Genomic DNA, 12,740 nt, shown 5'->3' with positions numbered 1-12,740 from the left:
ACACTCTCCACAATCACGCGGTTGCGCTGTTTGACGAGTGTAGAGGGTAAGAATTAACAGAAGAACGACGATAAATTGCTTTATTTATGACCAAGATGGATATGCCCGCCACGTTGGCGGGCATAGGGTCAAACGATGATGCGGCCGTGCGCCATTGCCACCGAACGATCGCACATGTGGTCAATCACGTCCGCATCGTGGCTGACCAGCACCATAGTCAGATCGCCCGCCTGTTTCAGCTCGTTAAGCAGGTTAAGGATTTCCGCCTGCACCGACATGTCCAGCGCCGAGGTCGGCTCATCCAGCAGCAACAGCTTCGGCCGCAGCAACAATGCGCGCACGATCGCCACGCGCTGCCGCTGCCCGCCCGACAGCTGATGCGGATAGCGATCCAGCAGGCGCGGATCCAACCCCACCTGGCGAAAGCCCGCGCCGATTTTGCGTTCGATGTCGCTTTCCTGCAGCAGTTTTAGCGGTTCCGACAGCGTACGCAACAGCCGGTGTTTAGGGTGTAGCGAAGCATAGGGATCTTGAAACACCATCTGCACCTCGCGCCGCAGTTCGCCGGTAAATGCCTGCCCCGGTTGTAGCTGCCGCCCGAGCAGTTCAAAACCGCCGCGCCAGCTGTCGTTCAGCCCGGCCAGCACCCACAGCAACGAGGACTTGCCGCAGCCGGAAGGCCCCACCAGGCCGAAACACTCGCCCGGTTCGATGCGCAGGTTAACGTCGTGCACCACGGTGCGCTGTTCATAGCCCTGACGGTGACTGACGCTGAGGTTCTCCAGTGCAATTACGCTCATTTCAACGTCTCCAACAGCGCGCGGTCCAGTACCGGCAGCGGTTTGCCGCGCGTCTCGCGGCTCGGCCGACACGCCCACAGCGTGCGAGTATAAGGGTGCGTGGCCTGCGCCAGCTCTGCTGCCGGCAGTTGATCCAACAGCTCGCCTTTGTACATCACCAGCACCCGCTCGCAGTGGTGCGCCACCTGCTGCAAATCGTGGCTGATCAGGATCAGCCCCATGTTGCGTTGCGCCACCAGATTGTCTATCAGTTGCAGCACCTGATCGCGCATCTGGTGATCCAGCGCCGACGTGGGTTCATCGGCAATCAACAGCTGCGGATCGTTGATCAACGCAATGGCCAGCATCACCCGCTGCCCCATCCCGCCGGAGAGCTGATGCGGATAACGGCCGCACAGCGCCGCCGGATCGGGCAAACCCACCGCCGCCAACATATCCAGCACTTTTTCACGCCGCTCGGCGCGGCTTAGCTTGGCATGCAGCACCAGCGGTTCCTCCACCTGACGGCCGATCGGCTGATTGGGATTCAGCGCATGTTTGGGATCTTGCATCACCATCGCCACCCGGTCGCCGCGCAGGCGGCTCCACTGGCGTTCGCTCAGGCGCGTCAAGTCTTCATCGCCCAACGTCAGGCGCTGCGCCTGCAGCTGCAACGGCGGCGGCAATAGCCCCATCAGCGCACGCGCGGTCAACGATTTGCCGGAGCCGGACTCACCGACCAGCGCCAGTCGCTCCCGCCCCATGCTGAACGAAATATTCTTCACCAGCGCCACCGGCTGCGGCCCCGGCACGCCGATCGCCAAACGTTCAACGGTCAATAAGGTGTTATCAGTGCCCATGACGAGGATCCATTTTGTCGCGCAGGCCATCGCCCAGCAGGTTAAACGCCAGGCTGGCGAACAGGATCGCCCCGCCCGGTGCGGCGGCGACCCACCATTGGTCGAAAATCACTTTACTGCCTTCGGCCACCATCGATCCCCATTCGGCGGTCGGCGGCGCGACGCCCATGCCGAGGAACCCCAGACCGGCGGCGGACAAGATGATGCCGCCCAGACTCAGCGCCGCGCGCACCACCGCGCTCGGCAGGCATAAAGGCAAAATGTGGCCGACCATCAGCCGCAGCCCGTTGATGCCCTGCATGCGCGCTGCCGCCAGGTAGTCGCTGCGGCGCAGCGCCAGGGTTTCGGCCCGCGCTTGGCGGGCAAAGGCCGGCCAGCTGGTCAATGCCAACGCCAGCGCGCCGTTCATCAGCCCCGGCCCCATGACCGCCACGAACGCCAGCGCGATCACCAGGCTCGGCAACGACAGGAAAATGTCGGTCAGACGCATCAAAATACGCTCTACCCAGCCGCCGAGATAACCGGCGCAAATGCCGACCAGCAGACCAATAGGAATGGTCAACACCAGAATCAACGACACCAGGATCAGCGTCGGCCGTGCGCCGTAAATCACGCGGGAGAGCAAGTCGCGGCCGAAGCCGTCGGTGCCCAGCCAATGTGCGGCGGAAGGCGGCAGTAACCGCAGCTCGATATGCTGCAGATTGGGATCGAAAGGCGCCAGCCACGGAGCCAGCAGCGCGGTGACGATCAGGATCGCCACCAGCGCCGCGCCCAGCGTCAGCGTGGTCAGGCGCCGACCGCGGCGGTAACCGACGGCCGGCTCGCTTTGCGGTTCGTGTTCAGAGAGATATTGGCTCATCGGGTTCGCGGATCCACTAAATAGGTCAAGGCGTCAGCCAGCGCATTCAACAGCACGAAACAGGTGCCGATCAGCAGCGTGGCGCCGAGGATCGCCGGCGTGTCGGCGGCAAACAGCGCCGAGGTCAGGTAACGCCCGACGCCGGGCCAGGCGAACACCGTTTCGGTCAATACCGCGCCCTCGAGCAGGCTGGCGTAGGAGAGAGACAGTACGGTGATCAGCGTGCCCAGCACGTTGGGGAACACATGGCGCAGCAGAATGCGCAGGCGGCCGGCGCCCTTGGAGCGCGCCAACGTCACGTATTCCTTGTTGCATTCTTCCAGCATCGCCGCGCGCAGCAGCCGGGTGATACCCGCCATCGACAGCAGCGCCAGCGCCACCACCGGCAGCCACAGGTGGCTGATGGCGTTGTAGAACATTTCGCGATCGCCGGACAGCCAGCTGTCAATCAACACGAAACCCGTACGCGGCTCCATGCTGTACAAGTAAATGTCATCCAGCCGCCCCGGCCCCGCCGACCAGTGCAGCGTGGCGTAGAACAGCAGTAGCCCGAGCAGGCTCAACCAGAAAATCGGCACCGAATAACCGATCAGCGACAGCAAGCGCGCCGCGTTATCCAGCCAACTGCCCGGTTTGAGCACCGCCAGAAACGCCAGCGTAATGCCGCCGAGAGCGCCGAGGATAATGGCGCAGGTGGCCAGTTCCACCGTCGCCGGGAAGGTACGCAGCAGATCGCTCAACACCGGCTGGGCGGTGATGCGCGAAATGCCCAGATCGCCATGCGCCAGGTGCACCAGATAGCGCCAAAATTGCACCGGCAGAGGCTGATCCAGCCCCAGCTCGTGCCGCACCTGCGCATAGGTGGCTTCGCTGGCGTGATCGCCCGCCACCTGCAGCGCCGGATCGATCGGCGCCAGGTGCGACAGCATGAAGGTGAACAGCAGCAGACCGAGCAGCGTTAACGCCAGCGACAGCGCGCCGCCGAGCAGCCGCCCGCCCCTGCGCCAATACCGCCGGGCCGCCCCGGCGCTGGCGGACAGGTCAGCAGCCATTACTTGCTGACCTTGCTGTAGAACACCATGTCAGGGTTGATGCCCTGCACATAGCCCTTAAGGTTGTCACGCACTGCGATCAGGCTGCGCGCCTGCAGGCCGATGACAAACGGCGAGCTTTGCTGCACCTCTTTCTGCAGTTGCTGGTAGTCGGCCACCCGTTTGGCGGTGTCGTTTTCTGCAGTGGCGGCCAGCGTCAACTTGCTCAGCGCCGGGATCTGCCAGTTGGCTCGCCAGGCCAGCGTCTTGCTGCCGTCCTCCGGGTTGTAGGCAAAGGCGGCCGCGTTGGTGTTAGGATCGAAGTAATCCGGTCCCCAGGAAGTCAGCGTCGCATCGTAGTTAAGCGTTTTCACCTTGGTGGAGACCTGTGAGCTGATGCCCGGTACCAGTTCGACCTTCACGCCGCCCTGAGCAAAACTGGCCTGCAGCGCCTGAGCGATATCCAGGTACGGCGGCTGGTTGTTGACGTCCAGACGGAAACTGACGTTGCTCAGCCCCGCTTTGGCCAGTATTTCTTTGGCTTTCTGTGGATTGAAGCTGTACGGCTGATCCTTGAGCGCGCCCAGATAACCGTCCGGCAGGAATGCCTGATGGCTCTGGAACTGCCCTTTCAGCAGATCGTCGGCGATGCCTTGGTAATCGAACAGCCAGCGCGCCGCCTCCCAAAACGCCGGGTTGCCGAGCGCCGGCGACGCCTTGGCGTTGAACTGCAGGTAATAAAGCGAGGCGTAAGGAATGGCCAACGGTTTGACGCCCGCCTTACCCTTCAGGGCCGCCATCTGGTCCGCCCCCAGGTTGCGCGCGATATCGGCATCGCCCTGCTCAATCAGCAAACGGCGCGCGGCCGGATCGGGCACGTTTTTGATCAGGATGGTTTTCAACGTCGGCGCCCCTTCCGGCGAGCCGGGGTTCGCGTCCAGCACCACCACTTCGTGCGGCACATAGGTGCGAATTTTGTAAGGGCCGCTGCCGGCGGAGTGGCTGTTCAACCATTGGTGCCCCAGATCGTCGCCCTGCTGGTGCGCCAGCGCCTCTTTGGCGTCGACAATCGAGGATACCGGCGCCGACAGCAGGCTGAGCACGAAGGCCGGGCTGACGTTTTCATCCCAGCTGATTTTTACCGTATGGTCATCCACCTTGGTCAGGTGTTGATCCACGTTCTTCGCGTTCCAGCCCAGCTGCGTCAGGATAAACGACGGCTCCAGATTCAATTTCACCACCCGTGAAAGCGAAAAGATCACGTCCTCCGGCCGCAGCGGGTTACCGCTGGCGAATTTAGCGTCCGTGCGCAGGCTGAAAGTTAGGCTGCGGTTATCGGCGCCGGCCTGCCAGCTGCTGGCCAGAGTCGGCTTGAGATCGATGGGGTTGTGCGGATCGGACTGGATCAAACGTTGATACAGGCTGTTGAACGACTGCACCGTGGTTAACTCAAATCCCTGGGCCGGGTCAAAGCTGACCACGTCATCGATAGACTGTGCGATCACCAACGTGTTGGCCGGCGTCGCCGCCTGTGCGTTAACGCTGGCCGCCACGGCCAAAAACAGCAAAGAAGGAACGAGCGCTTTCATCTGAAACTCTCCAAGCGGATGGAATTTATAATAATTTTGCGAGTGTATGCGAGCGCGATCGGCAGCTGAAGGTACTTAAATCACTATAGATATTCTTTTTATGTATATAGATGGGGTTTTGATTATTAGGCGGGCAATGCAGAATGCGCGGCAGGAATTGCCTGCCGCTTATCGGTTAAATCTGGTAATCAATCACCGCGTCCAGCTGCGACGAGAAGACCTTGTCTTTGATTTCGGTCAGCGACAGCGTTGGGTTGCACAGTTGGATAAAGCGCCAGGCATAGTTGCGCTGCAGCTGGCTGCGTTTCAGGCCCAGCCATACCGTATTGGGTTCAAACAAATGCTCGGCGTTGAGGCTGACCAACCCGCGATCGCGCTCTTTTTCATACGACATGTCCGCCAGCACGCCCACGCCCAATCCCAGTTCGACATAGGTTTTAATCACGTCGGAGTCTTGTGCGCTGAGCGCGATGTCCGGGGTCAGGCCCGCCGCTTTGAACGCCGCATCCAGCTTCGCGCGCCCGGTAATGCCCTGCCGGTAAGTGATCAGCGGCAAAGTGCTGAGCATCTCCAGCGTCACCTGCGGCTGACGCGTCAACTCGTGCCCTTCCGGCACCAGGATGGTGTGATGCCAGCGGTAGTAAGGGAACGCCGCCAGCGATTCGTCACTCATCAGCCGTTCGCTGGCGATGCCGATGTCGGCTTCGCCGGCGGCCAACATCGAGACGATCTCCTCAGGGCTGCCCTGATTGAGCACCACCCGCACCCGCGGATAAAGCGCGCGAAACTCTTTGATCACCCCCGGCAGGCTATAGCGCGCCTGGGTGTGCGTCGTCGCGATATGCAGCTGGCCCGAGTCGTTGCTGCTGAAGACATCCGCCAGGCGACGGATGTTATTGGCGTCGTTGAGAATGCGCTCCGCCACCACCAGCAGCTCTTTGCCGGGCTCGGTCATGCCCAGCAGCCGTTTGCCCCGGCGAATGAATATTTCGATGCCCAGCTCTTCTTCCAGCTCGCGAATATGCCGACTGACGCCGGACTGCGAGGTAAATAACGTATTGGCGACCTCGGTCAGGTTGTAGTTGCAGCGCGCCGATTCACGAATAATTTTTAATTGTTGAAAGTTCATCCCCGTCTCCCTGTTTCTTCCAGTAGCGTTAGCCATATTGATACGGAGTCCCGCGGGGCTGAACAAATAAGAAATAACCTTTACTTATGCAATTTAATACTAAGTCGATCATTCTGCTTCGCATAGGGGATGGGAAACTGACAAAAAACAGCGAATGACTTTAAAAATAAAGGGATAGATAACCACAATAAAAACATGCCTTCAATCACTGTGCAAATTAAAGTTATTAAATATAGGCATTAGATATAAAAAAAGGGCTCAGCATGCTGAGCCCCTCACCGTTCGCATTCCCGCAGCAGCCTCAGGCGGTGGCCCCACTGCCGATGCCGCCGGTGCGGTTCTGCTGCAGCCATTGCTGCACGCAGCGCACCAGATCGCCGATGCAATCATCCTGCATGCCGTGGTGCTTCAACTCGTTATCCAGCGCAAACAGATATTGCGCGTTGGTGCCCAGCGGGCCGCTGGCGCTGGCGATCAATGGCGCGATCACCTGGTAGCTGGTGTCTTCTTCAAACAGCGGATGCTGCGGGTTCATCACGAATACCAACGCAGTAACCTTCTCGCCGCCATCCAACTGCAGCTCGCACCAGGTCGGCACGTAGCAATCGGTCACCATTTCGCGCTTCCAAAGCAGCTCCAACTCTTCACGCAGTTTGCTTTCCGGCAAGCGAAAGGCCAGGCCCGTAGTGTGACCGCCGGCCTTCAACGCCAGCATGCGCCCCGGCTGATGCAGCGTGCCGCGCCCGGCGGTCAAGCGCATACAGAACGCCCGGTGCCAACCCTGCAGTTTGGCCGGCCGCACTTCTTCCGATTCGAAAACCGGGTTCCACATCAGCGAACCGTAACCGAATATCCATACGGGGCTGTGACCCGGCCGGCGCGATAAGGTGCAATCCAACGAGGCTGCACGCTGTTCAGGCGTCAGCAACAACGACTCCTCAATAGCGCCGAATGCAGTTTTGCAATCCGCTTTTTGCAGAAAATCTCGCGTTAACACTGATATTACCTCCCGGGAATACGATTTCTCGCCTTCCCTCGCCACTGCTGAACCTTTGATGTTTTATTTTCGGCTGCGGATTTTTATTAATTCAATCACCGCGCCTTATAAGAATGACCTTATTCTTTTCCTGACGTGCAATCAAGTTACAAAGCGGCGTTAAAGTGAAAAAGTATTTGTACTGAGCAGCAATAATATTAATTGCCGGGCTCCACATAATGTCTGCGCGATTTTTGCTGCGTGATAATTCGTTACTTTTTATGCCAACGTTCGTCATCGCCCTTACGATAGCTTTGCTTGACCGCCGCCCAAGCCACCTTATGCGCCGCCTCTTCACGGCTGTCGTCACCGCGCCGGTCATCGGGATCGCGGTATTGTTGCCAGGCGCTGTTGAACGCTTCTTTATAGATCGCCTGCGCATGTTCCGGCAGCACATGCTTCACATTGTCCGGCAAGTCGTTCGTGCTGTGGTAGGGCATATGGCCTCCCCTTTCAGGATGAGTGAACCTTAAGCCTAGCCCACATGCGGTTTCGTCTCAATTAGCAAACAATTCTCATTATCAAACGACATGTTATACTCACCGCCAAACGAACTATAAGGAGATCCCCGTGACTACCGAAGCCCCTCGCTCACGCGCCCCCTACCTGATCGCCGTCAGCCGCGTACAGGACATTACGCCGCACCTGCGCCGCATTACCTTTACCGCCCCCGATCTGCGTTACTACCCGGCCAATGCCGCCGCTGCACACATCAAAGTCTTTTTGCCGCTCGCCGGCCAGACGCAGCCGGACCTGCCGACGCTGACCGAAAACGGCCCGCGTTGGGCCGCAGATGCCGTACGCCCGATCGTGCGCACCTATTCCATCCGCGCCGTGCGCCCGGAACTGGCGGAAGTGGACATCGAGTTCGCCATTCATGACCATCAGGGCCCGGCGGTCGACTTTGCGCGCCAGGCGAAAGCCGGCGATAAAATCGGCATCAGCAACCCAGGCGGCCCCAAACCGATGCTGCCGGCCGCCGATTTCTACTCCCTGGCGGGCGATCCTTCCTCACTGCCTGCGCTGGCCGCGCTGTTGGAAAACCTGCCGCCGCACAGCGCCGGACGCGCTTTCGTCCGCGTCGACAGCAACGCTGACGTCATTGACCTGAAAAAGCCTGCCGGCGTTGAGGTGAATTGGGTTGTCGGCGGCACAGAGAAAACCGACGAATTGGTCGCTCGGTTCCGCGCGCAATCCGTGCCGCAGAGCGATACCCACTTCTGGCTCGCCGGTGAAGATCGCCTGGTGGTAGAGCTGCGCCGCTACCTACGCCGTGAACGTCAATGCGATCGTAATCGTCTTTATGCTGTGCCTTACTGGCGTGAGGGGCTAAATGAAGAGGGTTACCACAATAAACGGCATGAAATCATGGATAATATTGACGACTGATCGTCTCATCATCCTTGATTAACCGAGTACTAAACAAGTAAACATCACTTTTCTCAAATCTAACGTTAAAACTTGGCGTTATTGCGTAAAAGTAAGTAAATAAAACCGCACCCCGTGCGGTTTTTTTGCTACCCTGATCACATAAAGCAAGCAATTGCTTTCTCAGATAAAAACAACATCACACCGGCGCCGTGGGTGTATCCTAATATAAAATACCTACTGGAAACGCAGAGTTGCCGTATCACGGCAACCGGCGCTGACGGGCTACGCTGTTTGAGAAGGAGTGCCACCCTCATGAAGTCGCAACACGATCCTGGCCGATCCACCAAATCTCGCCACACCGAATACTCTCTGATCTTCCCTATCGCCGCGTTGGTAGTGCTAAATCTATGGGGTAGCACCGATAACTTTCCGCTAATCGTCGGCATCAATATTCTCGCGCTGGTGGGGATCCTCAGCAGCGCCTTCAGCGTGGTGCGCCACGCCGACGTGCTGGCCCACCGATTGGGCGAACCCTACGGCTCGCTGATCCTCAGTTTGTCGGTGGTGATCCTCGAGGTCAGCCTGATTTCCGCGCTGATGGCCACCGGCGACGCCGCACCGGCGCTGATGCGCGACACGCTGTATTCCATCATTATGATCGTTTCCGCCGGCCTGGTCGGTTTCGCGCTGCTCCTCGGCGGGCGCAAGTTCGCCACCCAGTACGTCAACCTCGGCGGCATCAAACAGTACCTGATGGCGATTTTCCCGTTGGCGGTGATCGTGCTGGTGTTCCCGAGCGCGCTGCCGGGCGGCAACTTCAGCACCGGACAAGCGCTGTTGGTGGCACTGATCTCCGCCGCCATGTATGGCGTGTTCCTGGTGATCCAGACCAAAACCCACCAGAGCCTGTTCGTGTACGAGCATGAAGACGACGATGGCGATCCGCATCACGGCAAGCCCTCTTCGCACAGCAGCGCCTGGCACGCCGCCTGGCTCATCGTGCACCTGATCGCAGTGATCGCCGTCACCAAGTTCAACGCCAATCCGCTGGAAGGCCTGCTGACCAAGATGAATGCACCGGCGCAGTTCACCGGTTTCCTGGTGGCGCTGTTGATCCTGTCGCCGGAAGGTCTGGGCGCGCTGCGCGCCGTGTTGAACAATCAGGTGCAACGCGCCATGAACCTGTTCTTCGGTTCGGTGCTGGCGACCATCTCCCTGACCGTGCCGGCGGTGACCATCATCGCCACCCTGACCGGGCAGACGCTGATCTTCGGCCTGCAAACGCCGCATATCGTGGTGATGCTGACGGTGCTGCTGCTGTGCCAGCTGTCGTTCTCGACCGGCCGCACCAACGTGCTGAACGGCACCGCCCACCTGGCGCTGTTCGCCGCCTACATGATGACTATCTTCGCCTGATCAAAAAGGGGCGCACTCTGTGCGCCCCTGCCTTCGTTATACCGAGAAGAATATCGCCGCGGCGATCCCCCCGAACAAAATCCACTTGATGATGTAATAACCGGTGCGGTTCCAGGCCTTCAGGCGTTTCCCCACCCGGCGTATCGCATAGATGTATTTGAACATCTTGTTGACGCCGCCGGTGCGATCGCCCTCTTCATTCGGCGCGGTGGCGGCGCTCATCAGGTTGCGCCCCAGCCAGTGATTCACCGCCTGCGCCCAGCGGTAGCGCATCGGCCGTTCGATGTCGCAGAACAGGATCAGACGATTCTGCCCGCTCTGGTTTTCCGCGTAGTGCAGATAGGTTTCATCGAACATCACCCCTTCACCGTCGCGCCAGCTGTAGCGCTCACCGTCCACCTCAATGAAGCAGCGGTCATCGTTGGGGGTAATCAACCCCAGGTGATAACGCAGCGAACCGGCATAAGGGTCGCGGTGACGCGGCAAACGGCTGCCGTCCGGCAGTTCGGCGAACATCGCCGCCTTGACCGAAGGCAGGCTGCGCAGCAGTTCCGTGGTCTGCGGGCACAGGGTCATAGCGGAAGGATGGCTGTCTTCATACCATTTCAGGTAAAAGCGCTTCCAACCGGTCTTGAAGAACGAGTTGAAACCGGCGTCGTTGAATTGATCGGACGCCTTGATCTGCTGGATCTCCATCAGCTTCTGTCCTTCGTCGCGGATGGTTTCCCAGTTCTCCCGCAGTACCGCCAGCTCAGGGAACTGCTCCGGCTTCAGGTACGGCGTGGTCGGCACACGGGAAAACAGATACATGAAAACGTTCAACGGTGCGGTAAAAGTGGAATGGTCAGACAGCTGTCGCCACACGTTGTAGCGCACCCGTCCGCGGTAATGCACATAGACGACGCATAAAATAAGCAAAATCAGAATGATGTATTTCATGTTTGAATCGCATCAAGGAACCCACACGCTATGCGCCGCGCGGCGCACACCCCAGATAATGTCCTTTTGGCGGCACAGGCAAATTGCGCGCCAATCTGGAACCCATTAATCATTAACGCTAACTCAACGAAAATCTATACAGAAAACCACAATAATTTACACAAAGGTTAAACGAGAGAGGAAATTGCGGAGATAAAAAAGGCCGCCGAAGCGGCCTTTCCATTAGCGGATAGGTTAACTGTAAGCGTTGAGCGTGCGCTGGCACAAAGCGGAACGCACGCAGTCCTGTTTTTCAAAGCGGATAACGCCGATCATCTCGTCCTCTTCGAAGCGTTCCAGGGCATCGCTGAGGCCGGATTTCACGCCGCGCGGCAGGTCGCACTGGGTCACGTCGCCGTTAACGATAACCGTCACGTTTTCCCCCAGGCGGGTCAGGAACATTTTCATCTGGCTGGCGGTCACGTTCTGGGCTTCATCCAGGATAACGACCGCATTTTCGAAGGTGCGTCCGCGCATGTAAGCAAACGGTGCAATCTCTACCTTGCCGATTTCCGGGCGCAGGCAGTACTGCATAAAGGAAGATCCTAAACGACGTACCAGAATGTCATACACCGGGCGGAAATAAGGGGCGAACTTCTCGGAGATATCCCCCGGCAAGAAACCGAGGTCTTCATCCGCCTGCAAAACAGGACGGGTAACGATAATCCGATCCACCTCTTTATGGATCAGCGCCTCCGCCGCCTTGGCGGCGCTGATAAATGTTTTGCCACAGCCCGCTTCGCCGGTGGCGAAGATCAGCTGCTTATTCTCTATGGCTGATAAGTAATGACCCTGAGCTTCGGTTCTAGCCTCGATGGGTGAGCTATCGCGCTTGTCTCGCGCCATGCCGATAGACTCGACTCCCCCCATTTGCACCAGCGAGGTCACAGACTCTTCTTCCAGCTGGCGATGACTACGAGCGTCACGACGAATAACGCGTTTCGCTTCACGACGTGCTTTGATCACTGCTTTCTGTCTACCCATAGTGGCACCTTACAGTTTGTTTCACCTACCGCAACGGCCAGGCCGTGCGATTATGTTTCACACACGTATTAGGTTTTGGCCTCCTCCGAGCCAATAAGAGCCAAGGGACAATGTGAATTGACGGCAACGCTTAAGCGCCGTTTTTTCACGGGACAACGCGGACTGCATCAATAAACGTGGAGTAAAAAGTGGTGAGATTCGGTAGCGATAAGAGTGCGGAGTTGCCGGTAAAAGAGAGTCGGAGAGAGAACCCTCGTTACAACGAGAAATCAGGGGAGATGTGTTATTTTTTCTTTCCAGCCCAACCAAGGACTTTACCATTAGCGATCCCCGCAGTGATATTTACAGCTTCAAGCTGTGCACCGTGTGAAAACTACCGCCAGATGATTACAGTATAATGACATTCAATCCTGTCGCGTTACTAAAATGTAAAAAAATTTATATTTTTTGTTTTTAGTTATCGCTAAAACACTATATCACGCACGACACGTCATTCCACAAGAATTTATAATCTATAAATATCAATAAATTATAATTAAACAGTGCGAATGACACTTTGGTTTCCTGATTAAATTTTGCACACCACAAAAGCGCACGCGGTGCGTGCTTTTTAATCCATAGGCCAGGTGTTGAATTGAGTTTCGACGCTCAATCTTCCGTACGGCAGGCAAAACAAAGTAAAACGAGGCAGGCGATCCCGCCTCGTCA

At 58.0% G+C, this 12,740-nt stretch carries 12 protein-coding genes; 2 read left to right on the top strand and 10 right to left on the bottom strand.

Annotated features, from left to right (window positions below):
* Positions 1-128: 128 nt before the first annotated feature.
* The 8 genes from N6G83_RS03435 to chaB form a co-directional block, all read right to left on the bottom strand.
* Entirely contained in the window at positions 129-800 is a 672-nt protein-coding gene (locus tag N6G83_RS03435) for an ABC transporter ATP-binding protein (RefSeq protein ID WP_043138574.1), read from the bottom strand.
* Positions 797-1,639: an ABC transporter ATP-binding protein gene (locus N6G83_RS03430; RefSeq protein WP_025303222.1), complete on the bottom strand. Its 843-nt coding sequence runs from the start codon at positions 1,637-1,639 to the stop codon at positions 797-799. The genes N6G83_RS03435 and N6G83_RS03430 overlap by 4 nt, the downstream gene beginning before the upstream one ends.
* Positions 1,629-2,498: an ABC transporter permease gene (locus N6G83_RS03425; protein ID WP_016927339.1), complete on the bottom strand. Its 870-nt coding sequence runs from the start codon at positions 2,496-2,498 to the stop codon at positions 1,629-1,631. The genes N6G83_RS03430 and N6G83_RS03425 overlap by 11 nt, the downstream gene beginning before the upstream one ends.
* Positions 2,495-3,550, bottom strand: coding sequence for an ABC transporter permease (locus N6G83_RS03420; protein WP_049204111.1), 1,056 nt, complete (start codon positions 3,548-3,550; stop codon positions 2,495-2,497). Before N6G83_RS03420 ends, N6G83_RS03425 begins: the two co-directional genes overlap by 4 nt.
* A complete protein-coding gene (locus N6G83_RS03415) occupies positions 3,550-5,118 on the bottom strand; it encodes an ABC transporter substrate-binding protein (protein ID WP_260514704.1) in 1,569 nt (522 codons plus the stop codon). Before N6G83_RS03415 ends, N6G83_RS03420 begins: the two co-directional genes overlap by 1 nt.
* Before the next feature lie 175 nt (positions 5,119-5,293).
* The gene (gene cbl, locus N6G83_RS03410; protein WP_033634950.1) at positions 5,294-6,247 is read right to left on the bottom strand and encodes an HTH-type transcriptional regulator Cbl; all 954 of its coding nucleotides are present in this window, start codon (positions 6,245-6,247) and stop codon (positions 5,294-5,296) included.
* Positions 6,248-6,548: 301 nt separating this feature from the next.
* Entirely contained in the window at positions 6,549-7,244 is a 696-nt protein-coding gene (locus tag N6G83_RS03405) for a gamma-glutamylcyclotransferase (protein ID WP_260514698.1), read from the bottom strand.
* 251 nt (positions 7,245-7,495) lie between these two features.
* Positions 7,496-7,723 (bottom strand): putative cation transport regulator ChaB, encoded by a 228-nt coding sequence (chaB, locus tag N6G83_RS03400; protein ID WP_260514697.1) that lies wholly within the window; start codon positions 7,721-7,723, stop codon positions 7,496-7,498.
* A gap of 130 nt (positions 7,724-7,853) precedes the next feature.
* Between chaB and N6G83_RS03395 the strand changes: the two genes are divergently transcribed.
* On the top strand, positions 7,854-8,672 hold the full coding sequence (locus N6G83_RS03395) for a siderophore-interacting protein (RefSeq protein WP_025303228.1): 819 nt from the start codon (positions 7,854-7,856) through the stop codon (positions 8,670-8,672).
* A gap of 294 nt (positions 8,673-8,966) precedes the next feature.
* Complete coding sequence (gene chaA, locus N6G83_RS03390; RefSeq protein WP_025303229.1) at positions 8,967-10,070, top strand: sodium-potassium/proton antiporter ChaA; 1,104 nt, start codon at positions 8,967-8,969, stop codon at positions 10,068-10,070.
* A gap of 36 nt (positions 10,071-10,106) precedes the next feature.
* Here chaA and lpxO read toward each other — a convergent pair whose 3' ends face one another.
* Positions 10,107-11,009 (bottom strand): lipid A hydroxylase LpxO, encoded by a 903-nt coding sequence (lpxO, locus tag N6G83_RS03385; RefSeq protein WP_025303230.1) that lies wholly within the window; start codon positions 11,007-11,009, stop codon positions 10,107-10,109.
* A gap of 234 nt (positions 11,010-11,243) precedes the next feature.
* Positions 11,244-12,032 (bottom strand): phosphate starvation-inducible protein PhoH, encoded by a 789-nt coding sequence (phoH, locus tag N6G83_RS03380; protein ID WP_015378226.1) that lies wholly within the window; start codon positions 12,030-12,032, stop codon positions 11,244-11,246.
* Between the last annotated feature and the right edge of the window lie 708 nt (positions 12,033-12,740).

The sequence above is a fragment of the Serratia sp. PL7 genome (assembly GCF_945957435.1).
This window is presented reverse-complemented; position numbering and strand designations above follow the sequence as displayed.

Excerpts from the sequence above, each read along its gene's own strand:
- chaB (WP_260514697.1), bottom strand. The coding sequence starts at position 7,723 with ATGCCCTACCACAGCACGAACGACTTGCCGGACAATGTGAAGCATGTG.
- phoH (WP_015378226.1), bottom strand. The coding sequence starts at position 12,032 with ATGGGTAGACAGAAAGCAGTGATCAAAGCACGTCGTGAAGCGAAACGC.
- N6G83_RS03430 (WP_025303222.1), bottom strand. The coding sequence starts at position 1,639 with ATGGGCACTGATAACACCTTATTGACCGTTGAACGTTTGGCGATCGGC.
- chaA (WP_025303229.1), top strand. The coding sequence starts at position 8,967 with ATGAAGTCGCAACACGATCCTGGCCGATCCACCAAATCTCGCCACACC.
- lpxO (WP_025303230.1), bottom strand. The coding sequence starts at position 11,009 with ATGAAATACATCATTCTGATTTTGCTTATTTTATGCGTCGTCTATGTG.
- N6G83_RS03425 (WP_016927339.1), bottom strand. The coding sequence starts at position 2,498 with ATGAGCCAATATCTCTCTGAACACGAACCGCAAAGCGAGCCGGCCGTC.
- N6G83_RS03420 (WP_049204111.1), bottom strand. The coding sequence starts at position 3,550 with ATGGCTGCTGACCTGTCCGCCAGCGCCGGGGCGGCCCGGCGGTATTGG.
- cbl (WP_033634950.1), bottom strand. The coding sequence starts at position 6,247 with ATGAACTTTCAACAATTAAAAATTATTCGTGAATCGGCGCGCTGCAAC.
- N6G83_RS03435 (WP_043138574.1), bottom strand. The coding sequence starts at position 800 with ATGAGCGTAATTGCACTGGAGAACCTCAGCGTCAGTCACCGTCAGGGC.
- N6G83_RS03415 (WP_260514704.1), bottom strand. The coding sequence starts at position 5,118 with ATGAAAGCGCTCGTTCCTTCTTTGCTGTTTTTGGCCGTGGCGGCCAGC.